Raw genomic sequence first — 23606 nt, forward strand, 5'->3', positions numbered from 1 at the left:
CCTCGCCCTCGCGACTGGCAACCGCTTGCCAATAAGCGCCGACTGTGTTTGACTTCTCGCACGGCCCGCTAGGACGCGTGGCCGCTCGGCGATATGTGGATGATCGCCGACGGGATGTTGTGACCCACTCACGAGTCGCGATAAGGCCAAGGAGATTTCAATGACCATCGACCGGGCCGACGTGATCGTGACCAGCCCTGACCGCAACTTCGTCACGCTGAAGATCACCACAGCGGACGGCGTGACGGGGCTCGGCGATGCGACGCTGAATGGACGCGAGCTGGCGGTAGTTGCGTACCTGACGGAGCATGTGGTCCCCCTTCTGATCGGCGCAGATGAGTCCCGAATCGAGGACACCTGGCAGTTCCTCTATCGAGGTGCGTACTGGCGCCGCGGGCCAGTGACGATGGCGGCCATCGCAGCAGTCGACATGGCTCTGTGGGACATCAAGGGAAAGGTCGCCGGCCTGCCCGTCTACCAGCTGCTCGGGGGCGCGTCGCGCAACGGGCTGATGGCGTACGGGCACGCCTCTGGCAAAGAGCTACCCGAGTTGTTCGACTCTATCCGGGCGCACCAGGAACAGGGGTACAAGGCGATTCGGGTGCAGACCGGTGTGCCGACGCTGAAGGCGATTTACGGTATTGCCGCTCAGGGTGCGGACGTCGGTGACGCGACGGTCCGGTACGACCACGAGCCGGCTCGCCGTGGGGCAAAGCCAGTCGAAGAGGACTGGGATACTCGCGCGTACTTAACTCACCTGCCCGGAGTCTTTGAGGCGGTGCGGAATGAGTTTGGCGCTGACATTCCCCTGCTTCACGACGGTCATCACCGGATGACCCCGATCCAGGCCGCGCGCCTCGGCAAAGACCTTGAGCCGTTCGATCTCTTCTGGTTGGAGGACTGCACCCCTGCCGAAAACCAGGAGGCGCTACGCCTGGTCCGCCAGCACACCACCACCCCGCTCGCCATCGGGGAGATTTTCAACACGGTGTGGGACTTCAAGGACATCATCCGCGACCAGCTCATCGACTATGTGCGCGGCGCCGTGACTCACATGGGCGGCATCAGCGCGCTGAAGAAGACTCTCGACTACGCCGCTATGTATCAGATCAAGTCCGGCATGCATGGGCCCACCGACATCTCGCCAGTCGGGATGGCCGCCGCGATGCACCTCGGACTCGCAGTCCACAACTTCGGCATCCAGGAGTACATGAAGCACGGCGAGCGCACCAACCAGGTCTTCCAGCAGTCATTCACGTGGACCGATGGATATCTCCACCCCGGTGCTAAGCCCGGTCTCGGCGTTGAGCTCGACGTCGATGAGGCGGGGAAATATCCGTACGAGCAGGCGTACCTGCCCTACAACCGTCTGCTTGACGGCACCGTCCACGACTGGTGAACCGCCCTCCAACGACACCTCCAACAAGGATGACGATGACCCCTGTCTCACCCGCCACCTCGGTACTCGACCCGGATCGGCTGCTCCCCGCGGAGGAGTCGCTTCGCGCGATAGCTCGTGACCTGTATGAACTGGTGGCTGACGCACCGATCATCTCGCCGCACGGTCATGTCTCCCCCTCGCTCCTCATCGAGGACAGGGCATTCGCGGATCCCGCGGACCTGTTCATCGTGCAGGACCACTATGTGACGCGGATTCTCCATTCGGCTGGCGTGAGCCTGTCGGACCTTGGGATCGGGGGCGGGCACTGCGAGCCTCGGGAGGTGTGGCGAGCGCTCGCCTCGCGTTGGCACCTTTTCGCGGGTACCGCGTCCGGATACTGGCTGCAGGACGAACTCACGAGCCTGTTCGACCTTCACGAAGAGCTATCCATAGACCGGGCTGACGCCCACTACGACGCCATCTCGGAACGGTTGCGACTTCCCGAATACCGTCCTCGCGCGCTGTTTGATCGTTTCGGGATCGAAGTGCTCGCGACTACCGACGACCCCCTGGCCGACCTTTCCGAGCATCGGACCCTCGCCGAGGATCGGACATTTTCGGGAAGAGTCCTTCCCACGTTCCGTCCCGACGCCTACATCGATCCGCACGCCCCGACATTTCTGTCGAGCGTCGAGAGGTTGGCGGAGTGGTCGGGCTCCTCGCTCGACGACTACGACTCTTACCTAGAGGGGCTCCGTGCTCGGCGTGAGCACTTCATCGAAAATGGTGCGGTTTCCGCCGACCACGGAGTGAGGCAGCCCTATACCGAGGAAATTGAGCACGATGATGCCGCACGCCTGTATGCGCGTGCAGTCGCTGGTCGCCTGACCGATGATGAAGCGAGACTGTTCGCCGGCCACATGTTGCTCAAGTCCGCTGAGATGAGCGTGCGGGATGGCCTGGTGATGACCGTGCATCCGGGGGTGTTCCGCAATCACTCCACCGCCACGTTCCAGAAGTACGGTCCAGATACCGGGCATGACATCCCCGTCGTCACGGAGTTCACCCGCTCCCTGCGTCCGCTCCTCGAGCGTTTCGGCAACGAAAGAGAATTTCACCTCATCCTCTTTACGGTTGATGAGACGGCCTACAGTCGTGAGATTGCACCGCTTGCGGGGTTCTACCCGAGTGTCTTCATCGGCGCGCCGTGGTGGTTCCTCGACGCCCCCGACGCCATCAGACGCTTCCGGTCGAGCACAACAGAAACCGCGGGCTTCTACAACGGCTCCGGATTCATCGACGACACGCGCGCGTTCCTGTCCATCCCGGCCAGGCACGACGCCGCGCGTCGCTTAGACGCGGGGTTTCTCGCCGGGTACGTGCGCGAAGGGCGCATCGGCATGGAGAAGGCGGAACGTATCGTTGTCGATCTTGTCGATGCCATCCCGCGGAGGGCTTTCAAACTGTGATCAAGAGTGTGACACCCACGGTGGTCTCCGGATCGACACAACTCTCGAGAGCTGCATATGGCGCGACCACCGGAGATCGCACCGCTGCCGCGCCGGTACGTATCGTCCACATCGGACTTGGCGCCTTCGCTCGGGCGCACCAGGCTTGGTACACCTCGAGGGTCGACGACGCGAACGAGTGGGGTATCGCTGCGTTCACCGGGCGGTCGGCCGGTGTGGCCGATTTACTGACGCCTCAAGACGGGCTGTTCACCCTGCTTGAACGCGCACCAGATGGTGACCGGGCGGAGTTGATCACGAGCATCAGTCTGGCAGTGGACGGCCAGCGGGCTGACCTGATGGATGCGCACATCGCGTCTCCGGAGACCGCCATCATCACGATGACGGTTACCGAGTCCGGATACCGGCTACTTCCGGACGGAAACATTGACGTGAGTGACCCGGCCGTAGTCGCGGACCTACACGCCTTGCGGCTCCCGGGCAAGCCGGGGCCACTCGGTACAGCACTAGGTCGCCTCGTGCGGGGGCTTGCTGCGCGGCGCCGGGCCGGAGGCGGGGCGTTAGCCGTCGTTCCCTGTGACAACATCCCCGACAACGGCACCTACGTTCGCACCGGTACTATCGCGTTCGCACGCGAATGGGATCCCGAACTCGCGGACTGGATTGCGTCAACCGTGTCCTTTGTCTCGACCTCCGTGGACAGGATCACCCCCCGAGCGACTGAGGAAGACATCAGGGGTGTCGAGTCGAGCACCGGTTGGCGGGACGCGGCACCCGTGGTGACAGAGGCATACTCCAGCTGGACCCTGTCCGGCGAGTTTCCAGCAGGGCGTCCCGCTTGGGAGCGGATGGGCGCGGTTTTCACCGATGAGATCGGGCCGTTCGAGCGACGTAAGCTCTGGTTGCTCAATGGTGCGCACAGCATCCTGGCGCACGTGGGGCCGTCACGCGGGCACGAGACGGTGGCCGCGGCAATCGCTGACCAGCACTGTGCGAGCGCGGTGACCGACTTCTGGGACGAGGCATGCCGTCATCTACCCAGCCACCTGGACCTCGGGAACTATCGGTCCTCGCTTCTCGCACGCTTCGGAAATGGTCGGATTGCGCATCATCTGCGACAGATCGAAGCTGAAAGTGTGGCGAAGTTTCGCGTCCGCATCGCACCCGTGGCACTCGCGGAACTGGACGCGGGACGAACCGGCGAGGCCTGCGCCGTCGCTCTGGCCGCTTGGATTCGCGCAGTTCTATCGGGGCGCCCGATGGCGGACGCACGGGCGAGAGACATTCTGGTGGCGAGGTCCGCGCAGGACCCATGCTCCGCGCTGATCACACTCGTCAGCGAACAGCTCAGTCAAAACACTGCGTTCGTCGAGCGGGTCCGGACCCAGGTAGAAGCATGCGCAGCAGGAGAAGGCGCGCGGAGGGAAGAATGAGAATTACATCTGCGACTGTGGCTGTCGTCACCGGCGGGGCAAGTGGGATCGGTCTTGGCATCGCTGAGGCCATCGTCGACCGTGGCGGACGTGTCGTCATCTCCGATATCCGCCAGGATGCTCTTCCCGCAGCGCTCGACCACCTCAACGGGCGGGCGGAGGGGGCAAGAGCCGCCGGCATCGTCGCGGATGTCTCCAATGCCGCTGAGGTGGAAACGCTCACTGCCTTCACCTTGGAAACCTTCGGCCGGGTCGACCTCGTGTGCAACAACGCGGGGCTGGTCTCTCCAGCAGCGCCGACTTGGGAGCAGGACCTCGCCACCTGGGATCGTATGATCCGGGTGAAGATCATGGGAGTGATCCACGGGGTACGTGCGTTCGCGCCGCACCTGGTCGCGCAGGGAAGCGGGCACATCCTAAATACCGCGTCGTCCGCGGGGCTCGCGCCGCTAGCGGATAGGTCGCCCTATACGACGACGATGCATGCTGTAGTCGGCCTGACCGAGACTTTGGATGTCGAGTTGAAGCGCCTCTCCTCGCAACTCGGCGCCACGGTGCTTTGCCCGGGACTAGTGGACACCCCCCTGGGAGCAAACTCGGCCGCCCTCGGGGCAATCGCAGCTCCCGCCGGCCCGCCGGTAGACATGCGAGCGCTTCGCCCGGACATCCTGTCGCCACGCCAAGTGGCAGAAGCGGCCATCAATGCGGTTGAGGCTGGCCGTGTCCACGTAGCGCCAGGCGGAGATGTTCTTGAACGCGCCCGCAGTCGGGTCGACGAGCTACTTCGTGACATTGCAAGCGTCGCGCCATAGAGACGGGTGATCTGTGCCTGCTGATACGCTTCCGGCGCCGTCCAAGGATGCCCGCCCGCCCATCGGCCGCACCCTGGTCGGTCTCCTCAGCGGACTGCTCGTGGCGATGCTGGCGACGTCCATCGTGTCCACATCGCTTCCTCAGGTGGTCGAAGATCTCAAAGGGTCGCAGACATCGTTCACATGGATAGTGACAGCCACGCTCCTCGCGATCACTGTGAGCACGCCTATATGGGGCAAGCTTGCGGATCTGTTCGATAGACGCGGGCTCGTTCTTGTCGCGCTGATCTTCTTCATCGTCGGCTCGGTTGCTGCCGCTGCTGCGCCTGAGACGGTGACCCTAATCGCCGGACGAGCAGCCCAGGGCATCGGGGCGGGTGGACTGCTGTCCCTCGTGCAGGTCGTTCTCGCTGACATCATCAGTCCTCGGGAGCGCGGTAAGTATATGGGCCTTCTCGGAGCTGTCACGGCCGCCGGGACGATTGGAGGACCACTCCTGGGAGGGGTGATCACCGATCTGTTCGGCTGGAGATGGAACTTCGTCGGTTCCGGAGCCATCGCTGCCTGCTCACTAGTCGTGGTTGCGCTGACGCTACCTCCAAGCTCGGGCCGCATGCGTCACTCAGTCGATGTTCTCGGCGCGCTGCTCATCACCCTGGGCGTTTCGGGACTCCTCATCTGGGTATCCTTCGGAGGGGTTCATTTCCCGTGGCTTTCAGCACCCAGCGGCATCCTCCTTGCAGTAACGCTTGCTCTCCTCGGCGTTGCGGGATGGGTCGAGTCACGCGCACGCGAACCAATCATTCCGCTGAGCCTCTTCCGCAACCGAGCCTTTGTTCTGGTGGTAGTGGCAAGCGTGGCGGTGGGTGTGGCAACCTACGGAGTTGCCATCTTCATGAGCCAGTATCTGCAGGTGGCTCGAGATGCCAGCGCAACCGATTCCAGCCTCATCACAATGCCTCAATTGGTCGCCGTCACTCTTGCATCAACTGTCGTGGGTGCTCTCGTCAGCCGCTACGGCCACTGGAAGCGCTGGATGGTCGCCGGAGCCTCATGCCAGGCGCTTGGATTGGCGCTCCTAGGGACGATAAGCATCTCGACGCCGGTGCCACTCCTTTGGGTATACCTCGCCCTGGTCGGAGTGGGTATCGGTAGCGTGATGCAAAACCTCGTCTTGGTGGCGGAGAACGTCGTCGATCCGCGCCAACTCGGTGTCGCCACCGCTGGCGTTGCCTTCTTTCGGACACTGGGCGGGACGATTGGGGTTGCCGCCCTCGGCGCTGTCGTCGCGTGGCGTGTCTCCACCCTCGTACCCCGCCTAGCGGAGGAAGCGTCCGTAGACGTGAGCAGGGTGGAACTCAGCCGGCTCGGGGATGAAGGCCCACTACCAGCCACTGTTCAACAGATCGTCGCCGAGTCTTACGCGAGGGGAGCCGGTGATGCGTACATCGTCTGCGCCGCTCTAGCAGCAGTCGCAGTCCTCTGCATCGCATTCTTGCCATCTCGGCCACTCAGCACCAGGACCCGAGCGGAACGGGTTGCGGATGCAGAACGAGAAGCTGCCATCGCGCTCGCGGGCGGGGTAGCGGATATTGCGCCACACGGCGACGCAGCTGAGGCACCCGACACGAGACCACACCCGCCACAAGCACCCAGAGATGAAAACGGAAACCGGTTGCCAAAACGGTGACCGAGTGATTTGATGAAAGAGAAGTCATCGCCGCCGACTGCGGCGTTCGACATCGACGACACTCAGGAGAGTTGACATGCTGAAACCCCAGACCGGAGCGACCCGCGAAATCAACAACCTCGACGGAGTCTGGCGCTTCGCACTCGACGAGGCGGCCCATCCCGCACCCTGGGAAGGCGCACTGCCCGGGACTCTGGACGTTGCGGTCCCGGCAAGCTATAACGACCAGTTTGTCAATGGAGCAATCCGGAACCACGTTGGATGGGTCTGGTACCAGCGCTCTTTCGACGTTCCGCGTCCTTGGGTAGACGGAAGGATCGTCCTTCGCTTTGATGCTGCGACCCACGAAGGTCGCGTGTATGTCGATGACACATTCGTGGGTGATCATGTCGGCGGCTACACGCCGTTCGAATTCGACGTCACTGATCTGGTCGAGCCCGGAAGGCGCTTCCGCCTGACCGTCGGCGTGAACAACGAACTGACGGAGCACACGGTCCCTCCGGGGCACATCTTCGATCTCCCGGACGGGCGACGGAAGCAGCAGTACCACCACGACTTCTTCAACTATGCAGGTCTGGCGAGATCGGTGTCGCTGCTTCACGTTCCCGCGCTCCGCGTCACGGACGTCACGGTGCTGACCTCCATCGAGGATGCCGATGGAATCGTCGACGTGACGGTCGAGGCGTCCGGCGCGGCCGACATCCGACTCTCGCTGCGGGACGAGGACGGCGCCGTGGTCGCCGAGGGAACGGGGCCGCAAGCCCAGCTGCGGGTCGCGGATGCAAAGCTCTGGCGTGCCGGGGCGGCATACCTGTACGTCCTCGAAGTCACGGTCGTCGACCCCTCCACTGACGAGATCGCAGATGTCTACACACTGAATGTCGGCATTCGGACTGTAGAGGTTCGGGGCACTCAGTTCCTGTTGAACGGCGAGCCCTTCTACTTCACGGGCTTCGGAAAGCACGAAGACACTGCGGTGAGAGGGAAGGGGCACGACAACGCGTACCTCGTCCATGATTTCCAGTTGCTGGATTGGATCGGCGCGAACTCCTTCCGCACCTCGCACTACCCGTACGCGGAAGAAGTCCTCGATTACGCGGACCGACACGGCATCGTCGTGATCGATGAGACCTCGGCGGTCGGCTTCAACCTCGGTGTCGCCGGAGGCATGACTCAGCGCAACCCTCCGCCCACGTTCTCCCCGGAGACGCTCGGCGACGAGACCCAGAAGACCCATGCGCAGCACCTGCGCGAGCTCATCGCTCGCGACAAGAATCACCCGTCCGTGGTCATGTGGTGTATCGCGAATGAACCAGCGGGACAGGAGGACGGAGCACGGGAGTACTTCGAGCCGCTGACGACACTCGCCCGCGAGCTCGACCCGACTCGACCCGTGACTTACACCGCCTGGCTGATGGCCAACGCGCACAACGATCAGATCGCGGACCTGTTCGACGTCATCGGCATCAATCGCTACTTCGGCTGGTACATCGATCTCGGAGATCTGGCTTCGGCTGAGCAGAAGCTGCGCGCAGACATCGAGGCGTGGATCGCGCGGTTCCAGCGGCCCGTTTTCATGATGGAGTATGGAGCCGACACGATGGCCGGCCTGCACGCAGTGGATGCCGCTCCCTGGTCCGAGGAGTATCAGCAGGCTTACCTGGAGATGCACCATCGGGTCTTCGACGACTACCCCGAGTTTGTCGGCGAACACGTGTGGAATTTCGCGGACTTCCGCACCGGGGCCGGCCTTCACCGTGTGGGCGGAAACAAGAAGGGCGTCTTCACCCGGGATCGCCAGCCCAAGGCCGCCGCTCACTCGCTCAAGAAGCGTTGGGTCGGCCTCGACGGGCAGAAGCCCGGGCGTGCGGTGGAGACGAACCCACAGAACGATCAAGGCGTCTGACACCGACGACCGACCGCCCACCACTTCGACACACTTGGCGCAAACGGGCGCACGACAGGAGCATCATGAGCATCACTGAGTCACGAACAGAGCGGGCCGGGCTCGATATCGGTTCGCCGCTTGTCGACTTCGTCGAGCGGGAAGCGCTCGAAGGGACCGGAGTTGAGGCCGCGCACTTCTGGCAGGGCTTCGCCGAGATTCTTCGCGATCTCACGCCGACGAACAAGGCACTCCTCGCCGAACGCGACGGGCTCCAAGATGAGATCGACGCGTATCATCGTCGTCACCCCGGGCGCCCGGACGCCGAACACTACCGGAGCCATCTTCAGTCCATCGGCTACTTGGTACCGTCACCCCAATCGGTGAACGTCACGACGGAGAATGTTGATGCGGAGATCGCCGGTATGGCCGGTCCACAGCTTGTAGTCCCGCTGCTCAACGCTCGGTTCGCAGTGAACGCCGCCAACGCGCGGTGGGGTTCGCTGTACGATGCCCTCTACGGCACCGATGCGATCTCCGAAGAGGGCACGCTCGCCAGGCGCAGGCAATACAACCCGGAGCGAGGAGCTGCCGTCGTGGCGTTCGGACGACGCCTGCTAGACGAGGTCGCGCCGCTGCAGTCAGGATCTCACGCCGACGCCGATGCTTACTGGATCGAAGACGGATCACTGCGGGTGCAGATCGACGACGTCATCTCGGGACTCGCTGATCCGCAGGTCTACGTGGGATTCGCAGGGCAGGCGCAAGCTCCGCGTGGCGTACTGCTGAGGCACAACGGCCTCCACATCGAGATCGTGATCGACCGCGAGAACCCAATTGGGGCCACCGACCGCGCCGGAATCGCGGACATCGTCGCCGAGTCAGCAATCACGACGATCATGGACCTCGAAGACTCAGTCGCGGCAGTCGACGTCGAGGACAAGGTTCTCGGGTACCGAAACTGGCTCGGGCTCATGCGCGGTACGTTGAGCGCGGACGTCGACAAGGGCGGACAAACCTTCACGCGCGTTCTGAATCCGGACCGGGAGTACACCGCCAGCGACGGCAACTCGGTGAGCCTGCCCGGTCGCTCCCTCCTGTGGATCAGAAACGTCGGGCATCTGATGACAACGGATGCCGTTCGAACGGCTGACGGGGAGCCTGTGCCGGAGGGTATCGTCGATGCGGTCGTGACCGTGCTCGGGTCGTTGGCCGACTTGCGAGGTCCGACTGCGAAGAACAACTCGCGATCCGGATCCGTCTACATCGTCAAACCCAAGATGCATGGGCCCGCTGAGGTGGCCTTCGCCGGCGAGCTGTTCTCACGAGTGGAGTCTCTGCTGGGTCTCCCGCACGCGACGGTCAAGATCGGGATCATGGACGAGGAACGCCGCACCTCCGCGAACCTCGCCGCATGCATCCACGCCGTGGCAGATCGGGTCGCGTTCATCAACACTGGGTTCCTCGACCGCACGGGTGACGAGATCCATACGTCGATGCACGCGGGGGTCATGATTCCGAAGGGTCGCATGCGCGACGAGACCTGGCTTCGCGCCTATGAAGCTGCGAACGTCGCAGTCGGGACACAGGCTGGGTTGCGAGGACGCGGTCAAATCGGAAAGGGGATGTGGGCTATGCCCGACCTCATGAACGACATGATCGAGCAGAAGGGAGGCCAGCTCCGCGCGGGCGCCACCACCGCATGGGTGCCGTCTCCCACAGCCGCGACTCTGCACGCGCTCCACTATCACGAGGTCGACAGTCGCCAGGTCGCAGAAGGATTGGCGGGCCATCCGGTTCCCGATCTGGACGAACTGTTGACGCTCCCGCTCGCCGAGGAGGACCTGTCAGGCGCTCTGGTTCGAACTGAGCTCGACAACAACGTCCAGTCGATCCTGGGATACGTCGTGCGCTGGGTGGATCAGGGCGTCGGATGTTCGAAGGTGCCAGACATCCATGGCGTCGCCCTCATGGAGGATCGCGCTACTCTGCGCATCTCGAGCCAGCTCCTCGCGAACTGGTTGCTCCATGGAGTGGTCAGTGAAACTGAGGTGGACGACAGCCTGCGACGCCTTGCAGCTGTTGTGGATGAGCAGAACGCCGCTGACCCCTCCTACTCGTCTCTGGAGGGCGACAGCGGAGGGAGCTTGGCTTTTCACGCGGCGCGCAGGCTGATTTTTGAAGGAGTGCACCAGCCGAACGGATACACCGAACCGCTCCTGCACGAGCTGCGGCGAATGAAGAAGAGTCAGGACTCGCTCGCTGCAGCGGGAGCGGAAGTCAGCGCGCGGTAGGGAGAGCGGCAGCGATTCCATGCACCGAGCTGAACGGCGCTGTCTGCGCGCACCTCTCGGGTCACCTGGTTGCCCCGCTCGACACAGCGCAGGCGGCTCAGCCGAGCTCTGTGACGGCGAAACGGATCGAAGGACTGAACGACTATGACCAAGCGCATCGTCTCCGCATACGCAGCCGCGTCGCGCGAGCTGTCGAGCGACCCGGAAGCCGAGGCCAAGTGGTACGGGGCCCTCCGCGACTCGGAGCTGGTCGATGGCCTCGAGTTGTCGTACACGAATGGATTCCACCCGGGTGGCAGTGATCATCTGACGGCCCTCCTCGACCCGGAATGGTCATTGGTAGTGACGAGCATCCGACGAACGCTCGGAGCCGGCTACCGGAACCCGGCATACGGATTGGCTTCAGCGGATGAAGCTGGACGCCGGGCAGCCGTCGATGACGTTGCGGAGCTCCGGCGTCAAATCGCGCAGCTTGACCGACCGATTCTCGCTGTGGAGCTCCACTCGGCCCCCAACCGCGGTCGGGCCGAATCAAGCGCCTCTGATCTCAAGCACTCCCTGGAAGAAATCCTGTCCTGGGACTGGGGAGACAGCAAGATCGTGCTGGAGCACTGCGACGCCTTCCGTACGTCGAACCACGTCCAAAAGGGCTACCTTTCGCTGGTGGAGGAGCTCGATGTCGTCCGCGACCTGTCGACGCAGCAAAGCACGAACCTGGCGATGGCTCTGAATTGGGGTCGCTCAGTGATCGAGGTCGAAGATATTCGGGGGGCGCAGGAACATCTGGAGCTCGCACTCGAATCGGGACTACTGAGTGCCTTCGTCTTTTCCGGCGCAGCCGCGGTCGACAGCGCATTCGGCCCAGCATGGCGAGACGTTCACCTTCCGCTCGCAGAGGACGAGCCGACCTCGCTCCTGACAGCCGCGGATATCGAGGCTGCTGTCGAACGGCTGCCGCTCAGTCTGGACTATGTAGGGGTGAAGACCACCTCCCGCCCCGACCGGCAAGGCATCGACCGTCTCGTCGAGACCTTCAGGTTGCTGGCCGTGACCGACCAGCATGCGCGAAGTGCAGGATTGGTGACCGCCGCCGGATCGTGATGGCACCAGCCCGGTGACGCGCGGGCTACGGCTTCAGCGCGTCGACGGCTTGTCCGTGATGGCGTGATCCGCGGCCTTGAGGAACTCCGGCAGGATCTCGACTCCCCATCCAGGAGCGGTGGTCATCTGCACGTGACCGTTCTCCACCTGCGGCATCGGAGAGTAGATTCCCTGGAAGTAGGGAAACTCTTCGATGCCCCACTCCTGATACCCGCTCGCCGAGGGCTGAGACGCTGCAAGATGCAAGTTGAAAACCTGGATCATCGAGGGGTTCGCGCTGTGGGGGGCAGCGGTCAGGCCGGCCGCCTCGGCCATCTGCAGAACCTTGCGTGCGCGCGCCAGGCCGCCTACATACCCGATGTCGGGCTGGATGATATCGACCGTCCGCGTTCGGATCATGCGGTGGAACTGTGGCAATGAGGTCTCCTGCTCGCCTGCGGCCACGGGGATGTCGAGAACGTCGGCGACGTGCGCAGTGGACTCGAGGTCGGTATACGCGCACGGTTCCTCGAAATGACCGTAGCCGTTGTCTTCGAGTATGCGACCCACGCGGATGGCCTCAGGAGCGGAGTAGCCGCCGTTCGCGTCGGCGTGCAGGACGACGTCAGATCCGAGCATCTCGCGGACGGTCGCGATCATCGAGCGCGAGCGCCCTGGCCAGACGTCGGTGTCGCGCCCCATGACATTGCCGATCCGGAGTTTGAACGCTTCGAAACCGTGCGACTCCCGCAGCGCGAGCATGCGCTCCGCCTCCGCTTCCGGAGTGGTCTTCCGACTCATGGAGGAGCCGTACACGGGGATGCTCGTCCGCACCGTCCCGCCCAGTAGCTGGTAGACCGGGCGCTGTACGGACTTGGCCAGCAGGTCGTAGATCGCTGAATCGATGCCGCACAGTGCGCGCCAGAGAACGGACCCGTACACCTTGTGACTCTTCGACGTGAAGGCGTCCACGAGCGCTTCCCAGTCCCACGGGTCCTTACCGATGAAGAAGGGCGCAACGTAGGAATGAAGCATCCCCGTCGAGACGTCCGCGTAGTACGGAGCGGTCTGTCCCCATCCTTCATGACCGTCGTCAGTGCGGACACGCACGACCGCGAGCAGGGGGCCGCGGGAGAACGTTTCTATGCTGGTGATCTTCATCGATGCTCCTCGTGTGATCTCTCGTGGCCCTGCTACCAAAGGATAACGAATCGGCAACCGGTTGTCATTATTTTCCTCCACCTATAGTCAATCGGTTGCCAAGCGCGTATCGTGAGCGTGCATCAGCCATCCGGCATCCGAGGCCGGAGTCACCAACGAAGGAGTTCGGTTGTGCCTATGTCTCTAGTGAAACGCCCGCAGCGGGCAGTCGCGTTCATTGCTGCCCTGGCCGTTGCGGTCGGACTCTCCGGTTGTGCGGGTGCCGCCGAACCGTCGCCCCAGTCGGGCGAGGGCGCGGACAGCACAGCAACTCTCAGCCTCGCGGTGCAGAGTCCGCCACGCTCGCTCGACCCCGTCGACCTCGACGCAGGCCAGCAGGCGTTCGTGTGGTCATCGATCTACGACACGCTTCTCTACCGCGACAACGAGGGCGAGATTCAGCCCAACGCGGCTTCCGCGTGGGAGTGGAGTGAGGACGGCCTCACCCTGACTTTCACCATCCGCGACGGGATGACTTTCAGCAACGGCGACCCCGTAGACGCTGAGGCGGTGAAGGCGACCTTCGAAAGAAATACGGAACGCACGGGTCAGCAGCAGGAAAAGATGCAGTACGTCGACGCGATTGAGGCGCCAGACGCGGAGACTGTCGTCCTGACCTTCTCGACGCATGACCCCGCGTTTATCTTCAACATGACTCAGGACGGCGGCGTGATCTCACACCCCGCGACCGTCGACGAGGAGCGGACGACCACCAACCCCATCGGGTCGGGACCGTACACGCTGAACACGGAGAAGAGCGTCAATGGTTCTAGCTACGTCCTCGAGCGCCGAGACGACTACTGGAACGTGGACAAGTACCCATTCAAGACGTTCACGGTGAAGGTGCTGCAGGACCAGACGGCGGCTCTCAACGCGCTGCGTTCAGGCCAGGTCGACGTTGCCAGCGTGCCGGCGAACCAGGTCAGCAGCGTCGAGGGCAACGGGATCTCGACGGTTTTCGTTCCCGCAATCTCCGGTGCCTTCATCAACCTCGCTGACCGCGGCGGAGTCAAGGAGCCCGCGCTAGCGGACGTTCGGGTGCGCCAGGCCATCAACTTCGCGCTGCCGCGCGAGCAGATGGTGAAGCAGCTGCTCTTCGGGGCCGGGCAGGCCACGGACCAGCTCTTCAACGCCAAGGGGTCCGCGTACCTCGAAGAACTCGAGGGCTACTACGACTTTGACGTGGACAAGGCTCAGAAACTGATGAACGAGGCTGGATACGCAGATGGCTTCACGCTGACGATGCCGAGTTCCCCGGTGTCGCTGAACTTCGAGCCGACGATCAGCCAGGCGCTCGCTGACATCGGGATCACAGTGGTCTGGGACGCAGTGCCTGCTGGCAGTGCCAACGCAGCTGTGGCGACAGGGGAGTACCCCGCATTCTTCGCCACGTCCGCCGCCGTGCCGCCGGAGCGTGAGGTGGTGCGTCAGCTTCAGAGTGCCGCTCAGAATCCGTTCAGCTGGCATGATCCGGAGCTGGACGCGCTGATTGCAGCGGCGAATGACGAGCTCGACGACGAGAAGCGAGCTGAGATCTACCAGGACGTCAACCGGTACGTCACCGAGAACGCGCTGTTCGCGCCGCTCTTCTACCTCGGAACCACGTTGGGCATCAAGGACGGAATCGAGCGCCTCGGCGATGGAACAACCCCGTTCTCGACCGTGCGCCTTTACGGAGTCGCCGACTGAGGCCATCCCGAACACCGCCACAGCACCGCGGCCCGCTTCTTTCGTGAAGCGGGCCGCGGTGCCGTTGGTGCCAGATCTTCATGTCCCGGGTGAAGTTGGCGGGCAGCACACGGCGCAGTGAAGTCGCCCAAGCAGGAGCGGTACTCGAGTAAGGCGGACGCCGTCGCATGCTCGACCCGGGTCTCCTCCGCGGGCCGTCGACGGCTTACCCGGGGAGTCAGCGGGAGAAGAGGTCCTCGGGGCGTAGCTGATTGATGAGCTGTTCTCCCGCGCGGTATCGGCGGACGTTCTCCACGATCATCTGCACCGAACGCTGTGTCCGGTCAACCAGCTTGGGTGTGACGTGCGGCGTGATGATGACGTTGGGCAGGTCCCAGAGCGGCGATTCTGGCGGGAGCGGCTCGGGATCCGTGACGTCCAGCCCTGCGCCGGCAATACGGTTCTCCATCAGCGCGGCGATGAGCGCCTCTTGATCGATGAGCTGGCCACGTGCGACGTTGATCAGAACGGCCGACCGTTTCATATCGCCGATGCGTTCCTCGTCGAAGAGGTGAAAGGTGTCATTGGTCAGCGGCGCTGCGATCATGATGACGTCGGACTGCGACACGAGTTCGCCGATGTCATCGCCCGACTGCGAGACGAGAAGGAGGTCGACGAGCCCGTCCGGCACGTTCGCGCTACGCGTGTAGCCCACGACCCTCATGCCGAAGGCACGGCCCAGGCGGGCGATCTCTCGCCCCGTACTACCCAGCCCGACCACCCCGAGGGTCTGCCCATGCAGAGCGAGCCGGTCGTGGTATCCGGGAATGCCGCCCCATTCGTGCCTCGACTGCTTGTCTGCCAGCGCTCGTGCGTCGAACGCGAGACCGAGGGCGAAGAAGAAGGCGTGCTGTGCAAGCGCCGACGCTGACCGCCCAGCTGAGCCCGTGACAATGAGGCCTTTCTCGAAGACTTCGGGTCGCGCTGACTTCGTAAGACCCGCTCGGTCGCAGTGCACCCACTGGAGGTTCGGTGCGGCGAGGAAGCGGTCGTCGATCTCCCACACGTGCACAGCAACATCCACGTGTTCAAGCGCCTCGGCGATTGCGGCTGAGTCATTGGGTCGCGTCACGACGACATCGGCGGGTGCGAACGCCTTGCGGAGGTCGTCGAGGTCGGAGTCGGGGAATGGGACCGTCACCAGTACGCTTCGAATCTCTCGGTTGAGCATTTCACAGCCTTTCAGGGAGGTAGAGCGGTAGCCGGGTATCCCGTGCAGAGCTCTGACCTTGCAACCATAACCGATTTTGGCAACCGGTTGCGAAGTGACCCGTTGCGTGGTTCACTAGGAGCGCGGTCACCATCACAGTGCCGCCCGACCCGATGACGAAGGAGTCACTTCCATGGTGGATTGTCCCGCTAGCCGGATCCTGTCGGAGCGCCGCTCCGACGCGAGCGGATCGTGCTGGCCCAGCTCTGCCGGTCGGCGGGCGGGAGGAGTGTCATGATCATGTATTCGCTCCGCCGCATCGCCAGTGGTGTGGTGCTCGCGATCTTGGTTACCTTCATCACCTACTGGCTGCTTAGCTTCTCGTTCGATGGGATCGCCGCGAACCTGCTCGGCGCAGCTGCGTCGCCCGAGGCCATCGAGGCGAAGAAGACTGAGCTCGGGCTCAACCAACCGCTCATTGTTCAGTACGGCGAGTGGCTCGGCGGGGTCTTCCGCGGTGATTTTGGAGTCTCATACTTCACCAGCGAGCCGGTCGCTCCCGCGGTGGCCCAGCGCCTGGGTGTGACATTCTCCATCGTGCTCGTTGCCCTCGCGATCAGCACCGTCCTCAGCGTCGTGCTCGGTGTGCTCGCAGCTTCTCGCGCAGGAGCGGTCGACCGGGCGGCGCAAGGGATCTCGCTCATCGGGCATCTGTTGCCGAACCTTCTTATCGCTATCGCGCTTGTCGTCGTGTTCGCAATCAACCTGCGGTGGGTGCCGGCGACCGGCTTCACTCCATTCTCGGAGAGCCCGTCGGCGTGGGCCGCTGCGATCACCATCCCTGTTGTCGTGCTCGTCATCAATGGCGTTGCGAACATGTCCGCGCAGGTGCGCGGAACGATGATCGGCGAGTTGCAGAAAGACTACGTTCGCGTGTTGCGGTCACGAGGGATCTCCACCCGCTCCATCGTTTACAAGCACGCGCTGCGGAACGCTGCATCGCCGGCTCTGGTGGTGCTCTCGCTCGAGGTGATCGGCATGTTCGGCGGCGCGATCATCATCGAGAACGTTTTCGCGCTCCCGGGCTTCGGCTCGTTCGCGTTCAATTCTTCGCTTCAGGGCGACCTGCCAGTGATCCTCGGGATCATCGTGTTCGGCGTCTCCCTTGTTGTCTTTGTCAACCTCGTGACTGACCTGGTCAATGGTTGGCTCAACCCGAAGGCGAGAGTCCATTGAGTACCGACACGATCTTGATCGAGGCCGAAGCGGCCTCAAAGAGTCCGCGACGCAACGCCTGGCGACGCCTTCTTCGCGATCCGCAGGCAGTCATCACGGGAGTCTTTCTCGTGCTGGCATTCGCCGCCGGAGTCCTCGCTCCGCTGATCACCCAACACGGTCCGAACGACTCGTCTCTGGACGCCGTGAATGCCCCCGTGGGCACCGAGGGATATCTCCTGGGCGGAGACCAGAGTGGTCGTGACATCTTCGCGCGACTGATCTACTCGATCAACACCGCGGCGATCTCCGGCTTGATCGGTGCAGGTGTGGCCATCGTCATCGGCATGACCGCCGGGCTGATCGGAGGCTACTTCGGTGCCCGACTCCGTGCAGGCGTCGAGTGGCTGTTCAGCTTGATCATGGCGTTCCCCGGGCTACTGATCCTCATTGCACTCATGCCCCTCACGGGAGGCGATTTCCGTGCGACCATGCTCATCTTCGGAATTCTTCTCTCCCCGGGGATCTACCGCATCGTGCGCAACGTCACCGTCGGTGTGAAGGGCGAACTGTTCGTCGACGCGGCTCGTGTATCCGGCGTCAGCACCGTGCGCATCCTCCTACGCCACGTCATGCCGGTTGTGCGGGGCCCCGTGATCATCGCGACGGCGTTTCTAATCGGAACCTCCATCGGGGTGCAGTCCGGTCTCGCGTTCCTAGGACTCGGGTCGGCCGAGGAGCCGAGTTTCGGAGCCATGCTCTCCTCCGGGTTCCAAAATCTGTACGTGTACCCATTGCAGTTCATCTGGCCCGCTGCACTGTGGGGTCTCATGAGCGCGAGCCTTGTACTGTTGGGCAACTCGCTCCGGGACGCATTGGAGGGGGAGCGCCCCAAGGCGGCCAAGTTGGGCTCACGGACGGAGCGGCGCAAACGGTCGGCGGCAGACGCCGAGGGGGCGACGTCGGCCCGGCCCGAGGACACGGTTCTGTCCATTCGTGACCTGCGGTTGGGGTACCCCAAGCCAGACGGCGAGATGCGGGAGATCCTGAAGGGCGTCTCGTTGGATCTCCGGGTTGGAGAGACCCTCGGCCTCGTCGGCGAGTCCGGCTCCGGCAAGACACAGACCGCATTCGCCGCGCTGGGGCTACTTCCCCCTGCTGCGCGGATCACTGGCGGGTCGATCCTGCTCGAGGGGCGCGAGGTTCTCGATCTGAGCGAGAAGGAGCTTCGCTCGGTCAGGGGAGGGACTATCGCGTACGTGCCGCAGGAGCCGATGTCCAGTCTTGACGCGACGTTCACCATTGGCTCGCAGCTCGTAGAAGGCATTATGGCGACGACATCCAGGTCCCGAGCCGAAGCGAAGACGTACGCACTGCAGCTGCTCGCGCGTGTCGGTATCGCAGATCCTCGCTCAACGTTCGCCTCCTACCCGCACCAGATCTCCGGTGGAATGGCCCAGCGAGTTCTGATAGCTGCCGCCGTTGCCGCCAAGCCGCGGGTACTGATTGCGGATGAACCGACGACGGCGCTGGATGTCACCATCCAGGCAGAGATCCTCGATCTTCTTCGCGACCTTCAGGAAGAGATGGGGATGGCCATCTTGCTGGTGACCCACAACTTCGGAGTCGTCGCGGATATGTGCGACCGCATTGTAGTGATGCGTCATGGCGAGATCGTCGAGACAGGCGATGTCTTCACCGTGTTCCGCGAACCCTCACATCCGTACACGCGCAAGCTTCTCGACTCGATTCTCGACGACGACTTCGTGGAGATTGACGTTGAGGATCTCACCCCCACGACGAGCGGAGCGGCACAATGAACGAAGAGCTCTTGCAGGTGGAAGGGCTCAAGGTGGCCTTCCCGGGCCGTGGTTTCCGAGCCAAGCCGACTGAGGTGCTGCATGGCGTTGATCTCAAGATTCGCGCCGGGGAGGTGCTCGGGCTGGTCGGTGAGTCGGGCTCGGGTAAGACGACCATTGGTCGCGCAGTCCTCGGGCTTGTGAAGGCGTCTGGCGGGAGCATCCGCTTCCACGATGAAGACATCACGCATGCAAGCCCGAAGCGTCGACGCGAGCTGGCTCGACAGATCCAGGTGATCTTCCAAGATCCGTACTCCTCTCTCAACCCTGCCCTCAACGTCGGCGACATCCTGAGCGAACCGTTGATCGTGCAGGGTGCAACGGCTCGAGACGCTCGGCAGAGGGTGACTGGACTACTGGACCGGGTGGGACTGCCGAAGGACGCAGCAGACCGCCTCCCCCGGGAGTTCAGTGGCGGGCAACGTCAGCGGGTCGCTATCGCTCGCGCGCTTGCCCCGGAGCCCGAACTCATCGTGTGCGATGAGGCCGTCTCAGCCCTTGACCTGTCGACGCAGGCCATCGTGCTGGAGTTGCTGCAGGATATCCAGCGAAACACCGGCGTCGCTTTGCTGTTCATCTCGCATGATCTTGCGGTCGTGCGGCACGTTAGTGATCGAGTGGCCGTTATCTATAAGGGAAACATTGTCGAGGAGGGCGAGGCCGAAGCGGTTACCTCCAAACCAGAGCATCCCTACACGCGCAGGCTGCTCTTCGCCTCCCCCGTTGCCGACCCCGTGCTGCAGCGGGAGCGTCGTGCGACGAGACGCCGCCTTCAGGAGGCCGGCCTCCTCGACACGCGCAGCTCGATCACGATACCGACATAGGTAGCACCGCGCGCGCAGGGCGCCCTGAGAGCATGAGATCATCCCAGTCTCTGCCCAGGGCGTCTCCGTGTGCGACGAATCGACCGTGGGCCTGACTCTCTGACAGACATCAGCGTCCTGCTAATCCACGGTCAACCGGGTCACCGTTGCGTCGCGAGCGGGATGCTCATCTTATGCGTGGCGAGCGGCACGCTCATCTCAGGATTTCTTTTGGCGCAAGAGCTGCCGTGGACTCACGCAGAAGCAGGCTTGTGTCGAGCAACTCGCTCAAGGGTACCGACGCCTCAGATACTCCCAGTGTTGCGAGCAATTGCTCGACGGCACGCTCGCCTGCCTTCTCCAGGTCCGACCGCACAGTGGTCAGAGCGGGAACGATGAGCTCACTGCCGAAGATGTTGTCGAAACCCGCCACACTGAGATCTTGCGGCACGTTCATGCCATCAGAGGCCGCAGCGCGCATCAGGCCGATGGCGATGAGATCGTTGAAAGCGATGACTGCCGTCGACCGCGCGGCCTTGACGCGGGAGAGCGCATCCGCCCCTCCTTCAATAGTCGGGGCGTTCGGTCCGATCTCGACTGCAGCGACGTCGGCTTCGACGGCCCGTTGAACCACTCGCTCCCATCGACGCTGACTCACCCAGGAGGATGCGGGTCCCGAAAGGTAAGCGATGGTTTGATGACCGCCCTCCAAAAGATGGTCCATCAACTGGTCGACGCCCTTATTCACATCGGGGAGTATGCCGGGAACATCGTCCACGGCGCGATTGATCAGCACCACCGGACGCCGCGAGGCAATATCGCGGATTCGCAGGTCCGATAAGCGCGTGGTCGCGAGTACGAAACCGTCAACGCTTGGGATCAAGCGCTGGATCGCCTCAGCCTCGGCGAGGCCCGATTCCTGTGACTCCGCGATGACAAGTGCATACCCGGAAGCGGCCGCCGCCTGCTCAGCGCCACGCAGGATACCGAAAACCATCGGATTGGTGATGTCCGAGACGACCACCGCAAGCATGTGGTTCCGCCCAGTCGGTAGGGCGCGAGCCGCCGCATTGAAGCGGAAGTCGAGTCTCTCGGCGGCGGCTCGAACCCGCGCCTCTGTCTTCTCGCTGATGCGTCCGGGTTTCGAGAGCGCCCGTGAAACGGTCGAGGGATTGACGTTCGCAAGTTCGGCGATGTCGTAGATCGTGGCTCCGGATCCACGTCGAGCGATGCGCTCAGCCAACGTGGCGGGAATCTCATCGAACTCTTTCGACGGGTTCGCGTCAGTGGGTTGCTGTGGGTCGCCCATTCGCCGCCTTCCTGTGTGCGAGATCCACGCTACCGGGAGACGGCCCCAACGCGGAGACGACCGTTCAGGTTTTCCCGGGAGCGCGGTTGGCAATCGGTTGTCAATTATACTCTATTTGCGGCATACTCGAGGGGTGCAGGCGCTGCCGTCGGGAGGAGCTCAACCGTGAACGAAACGGACAAGTTGCAGGTCGTGGTAATGGGTGTTGCAGGGTGCGGTAAGACAACCGTTGGGCGCCTGCTCGCTGAGCGGTTGGGCGCGGCATTCGCGGACGCGGACGGTTTGCACTCTCCCGAATCGGTTGCGAAGATGGCGGCCGGGCGGCCTCTGACAGACGAAGATCGGTACCCATGGTTGGAGCGTGTGGGGCAGCTGTTGGGCCGGGAAACGGAGGGGCAATTGGTGATGGCTTGCTCAGCGCTCCGCCGCGACTATCGAGACCGACTCCGCAGCGCATCGGGCCGGCCTCTGTTCTTCGTGCACTTGACGGGCGATGCCGATTTGCTGGCCCACCGGATGCAGGAGCGCGACTCGCATTTCATGCCTGTGTCTCTGCTACGTTCACAGCTCGACACGCTCGAGCCTCTGGATATCGACGAGGATGGGGCGACGGTCTCGATCACCGCTCACCCGTCCGAGATCGTGACGGAGGCCGAGCTTTATCTCCGCCTCCAGGCCACCTCTTCGTCATAGGCACGCGGACACCCTGCGAGCGCTCCGCCCGTCCTCCTGGGTGGCTAAGCACATAGGCGACATCGCATGTACGCCCTGTGATCCACGTCCCGCAATACGGTTCCCTGGCCGTGGAGTCGTATCGCGGCTTCTGCGGGACCACCCCATGTGTCGTCCGGCGAGGCGCTGCCTTGTCCCGCAGGCGACGGGAGTCTTGTCCGGCCTCGCAGCCTTAGGGGCGGGGTTGTCCGTGCCGCGGGTACGCCTCGGCCGAGCGCACGCTCAAGTGTGCTGCGGCCTCGAGTGTGAGCCGGGGCGTGAAACACTGCCCCTGCTCGGGTCCCGCAGCGCGAACTACCGGACACCTCGCACCATGACCGCTATGGTTCCCGATCCGCACGCGAGCAATAGGCCTGCTGTGATGTAGAGAACGGCGAAGTTTCCAGATTCCGGCCCCCCGGGAACCGCGAGTAGCGCAGGTGATATCAGTGGGACGATAACGGCAGGGATGCGTTGGGCGAACATGGTGATGGCCATGAATCTACCGGCCTGAGCGTCTCTCTCCGGAAGAACGTCGAGGCCGATGGCCGCGCTCGCGGTCGTGAACATAGCGACACCGAGAGACATCATGAATGAACCCGTGAGCAGCAACGGCAGATCGGTTGCGGTGGCCGACAGGATGCAGCCACAAGCCGAAGTGAGACCTCCAATAGCAACGAATGGACGTCGCCGGCCGAGCCGGTCGGACAACCACCCGGAGCCGAGCGACCCTGTCCCCAAACTCACGATGCTCAGCATGGACGTAACAGCGAGGATCGCGGCCACCTCCGCCACGGAGAGGTCGAGTCGTTGTGCGTAGAAGAAGGTCGTGTAACTCGTTGTCATCGTGAGCCCGGAGAAGACGACGAACCGACCGAGCCACAGCCACGCAAAATCGGGTTGCCGTCGAGGTGAAAATCCATAGCTGCGAATGATGCCGGTTAGTGAGAGAGGACGCTCAACGACCCGGTCTCGACTTGACGGCTCTGGCACCAGTACTACGAACACGAGCAAACAAGCGGCGCCGAGGGAGGCCGGCACGGCAAACAAGAATGCGACGTTCTGCACGAGCGTGCCTGCCAACAGGATGCCGAGGACTGGAGCCACCTGGGTAGTCAGGCTGGCAAGCCCGACGACCTTCCCGCGTTGGGCGGGAGCCAAGTAGTCCGCCTGAAAGTTCCGGACGGATGAGCTCGCGGTGCCAAAGCCGACCGCGCAGACCACCCATGCGAGCGCGAGGGTGAGCACGTCGTCTGCGAGAATCAGCGCGGGCACCGCCGCAATGCCGACGACCACACCTCCCAACGTGAATGGTCGTCTCCTGCCCCATCGAGAGCGGGTTCGGTCGCTCAGCATTCCCGACAGGGGGGCGGTCAGTAGCGCAGCTGCTGCACTGGACGCAAGGACGAACCCCAGCAGTTCGGGCTGCCCGGGGGTCAACTGGTCGATACGAAGCGCGAGCGAGAACGCCATCGGAACCAGCGCGGATACTGCACCGCCGAAGGTGGCGATGAGAACTAAAGTCACCTCCGCGGACGATAGACCTCGCGCGCGGTTGGGGGTCCGCGACGGTGAGGCCCCCGGCAG

General features: G+C 63.3%; 17 protein-coding genes. 13 read left to right on the forward strand and 4 right to left on the reverse strand.

All coding sequences use genetic code 11. The features are described from left to right. Positions 1–160 precede the first annotated feature (160 nt). The 8 genes from manD (at position 161) to DC434_RS01545 (ending at position 12065) form a co-directional block, all read left to right on the forward strand. A complete protein-coding gene (gene manD / locus DC434_RS01510; RefSeq protein ID WP_116633506.1) occupies positions 161–1399 on the forward strand; it encodes a D-mannonate dehydratase ManD in 1239 nt (412 codons plus the stop codon). A gap of 35 nt (positions 1400–1434) precedes the next feature. Further along, complete coding sequence (gene uxaC / locus DC434_RS01515; RefSeq protein WP_116633507.1) at positions 1435–2850, forward strand: glucuronate isomerase; 1416 nt, start codon at positions 1435–1437, stop codon at positions 2848–2850. Continuing rightward, positions 2847–4283 (forward strand): mannitol dehydrogenase family protein, encoded by a 1437-nt coding sequence (locus tag DC434_RS01520; protein ID WP_243408750.1) that lies wholly within the window; start codon positions 2847–2849, stop codon positions 4281–4283. Before uxaC ends, DC434_RS01520 begins: the two co-directional genes overlap by 4 nt. A gap of 17 nt (positions 4284–4300) precedes the next feature. Then, complete coding sequence (locus tag DC434_RS01525; protein WP_207769869.1) at positions 4301–5095, forward strand: SDR family NAD(P)-dependent oxidoreductase; 795 nt, start codon at positions 4301–4303, stop codon at positions 5093–5095. Between the two features lie 13 nt (positions 5096–5108). Further along, positions 5109–6785: an MDR family MFS transporter gene (locus tag DC434_RS01530; protein ID WP_279303199.1), complete on the forward strand. Its 1677-nt coding sequence runs from the start codon at positions 5109–5111 to the stop codon at positions 6783–6785. A 76-nt stretch (positions 6786–6861) separates the two neighbouring features. Continuing rightward, positions 6862–8691, forward strand: a complete 1830-nt coding sequence (gene uidA / locus DC434_RS01535) for a beta-glucuronidase (protein ID WP_116633510.1) — start codon at positions 6862–6864, stop codon at positions 8689–8691. Between the two features lie 65 nt (positions 8692–8756). Then, positions 8757–10964, forward strand: coding sequence for a malate synthase G (locus DC434_RS01540; RefSeq protein ID WP_116633511.1), 2208 nt, complete (start codon positions 8757–8759; stop codon positions 10962–10964). 144 nt (positions 10965–11108) lie between these two features. Continuing rightward, positions 11109–12065, forward strand: coding sequence for a DUF4862 family protein (locus DC434_RS01545; RefSeq protein ID WP_116633512.1), 957 nt, complete (start codon positions 11109–11111; stop codon positions 12063–12065). Between the two features lie 33 nt (positions 12066–12098). Here the strand turns inward: DC434_RS01545 and DC434_RS01550 are convergent, their stop codons facing one another. Beyond that, positions 12099–13205, reverse strand: coding sequence for a mandelate racemase/muconate lactonizing enzyme family protein (locus DC434_RS01550; protein WP_116633513.1), 1107 nt, complete (start codon positions 13203–13205; stop codon positions 12099–12101). Between the two features lie 177 nt (positions 13206–13382). Here DC434_RS01550 and DC434_RS01555 point away from each other — a divergent pair, with 177 nt between their 5' ends. After that, the gene (locus tag DC434_RS01555; protein WP_116633514.1) at positions 13383–14933 is read left to right on the forward strand and encodes an ABC transporter substrate-binding protein; all 1551 of its coding nucleotides are present in this window, start codon (positions 13383–13385) and stop codon (positions 14931–14933) included. Between the two features lie 217 nt (positions 14934–15150). Here the strand turns inward: DC434_RS01555 and DC434_RS01560 are convergent, their stop codons facing one another. After that, the gene (locus DC434_RS01560; RefSeq protein ID WP_116633515.1) at positions 15151–16143 is read right to left on the reverse strand and encodes a D-2-hydroxyacid dehydrogenase; all 993 of its coding nucleotides are present in this window, start codon (positions 16141–16143) and stop codon (positions 15151–15153) included. A gap of 273 nt (positions 16144–16416) precedes the next feature. On the opposite strand from DC434_RS01560, the gene DC434_RS01565 reads away from it, so the two are divergent. From DC434_RS01565 to DC434_RS01575, 3 genes are read left to right on the forward strand one after another with little or no spacing between them, the layout of a single operon-like run. Next, positions 16417–17358, forward strand: a complete 942-nt coding sequence (locus DC434_RS01565) for an ABC transporter permease (RefSeq protein ID WP_116633516.1) — start codon at positions 16417–16419, stop codon at positions 17356–17358. Further along, positions 17355–19157: a dipeptide/oligopeptide/nickel ABC transporter permease/ATP-binding protein gene (locus DC434_RS01570; RefSeq protein ID WP_243408751.1), complete on the forward strand. Its 1803-nt coding sequence runs from the start codon at positions 17355–17357 to the stop codon at positions 19155–19157. The genes DC434_RS01565 and DC434_RS01570 overlap by 4 nt, the downstream gene beginning before the upstream one ends. Next, entirely contained in the window at positions 19154–20020 is an 867-nt protein-coding gene (locus DC434_RS01575; protein ID WP_116633517.1) for an ATP-binding cassette domain-containing protein, read from the forward strand. The genes DC434_RS01570 and DC434_RS01575 overlap by 4 nt, the downstream gene beginning before the upstream one ends. 193 nt (positions 20021–20213) lie before the next feature. Here DC434_RS01575 and DC434_RS01580 read toward each other — a convergent pair whose 3' ends face one another. Continuing rightward, a complete protein-coding gene (locus DC434_RS01580) occupies positions 20214–21308 on the reverse strand; it encodes a LacI family DNA-binding transcriptional regulator (RefSeq protein ID WP_116633518.1) in 1095 nt (364 codons plus the stop codon). Between the two features lie 165 nt (positions 21309–21473). Between DC434_RS01580 and DC434_RS01585 the strand changes: the two genes are divergently transcribed. Then, positions 21474–22001, forward strand: a complete 528-nt coding sequence (locus DC434_RS01585) for a gluconokinase, GntK/IdnK-type (RefSeq protein ID WP_243408752.1) — start codon at positions 21474–21476, stop codon at positions 21999–22001. Positions 22002–22334: 333 nt separating this feature from the next. On the opposite strand, the gene DC434_RS01590 is transcribed toward DC434_RS01585, so the two are convergent. Continuing rightward, the gene (locus DC434_RS01590) at positions 22335–23546 is read right to left on the reverse strand and encodes an MFS transporter (RefSeq protein ID WP_116633519.1); all 1212 of its coding nucleotides are present in this window, start codon (positions 23544–23546) and stop codon (positions 22335–22337) included. Between the last annotated feature and the right edge of the window lie 60 nt (positions 23547–23606).

Source organism: Microbacterium sp. TPD7012, from assembly GCF_003075395.1.
Taxonomy (GTDB): Bacteria; Actinomycetota; Actinomycetes; order Actinomycetales; family Microbacteriaceae; genus Microbacterium.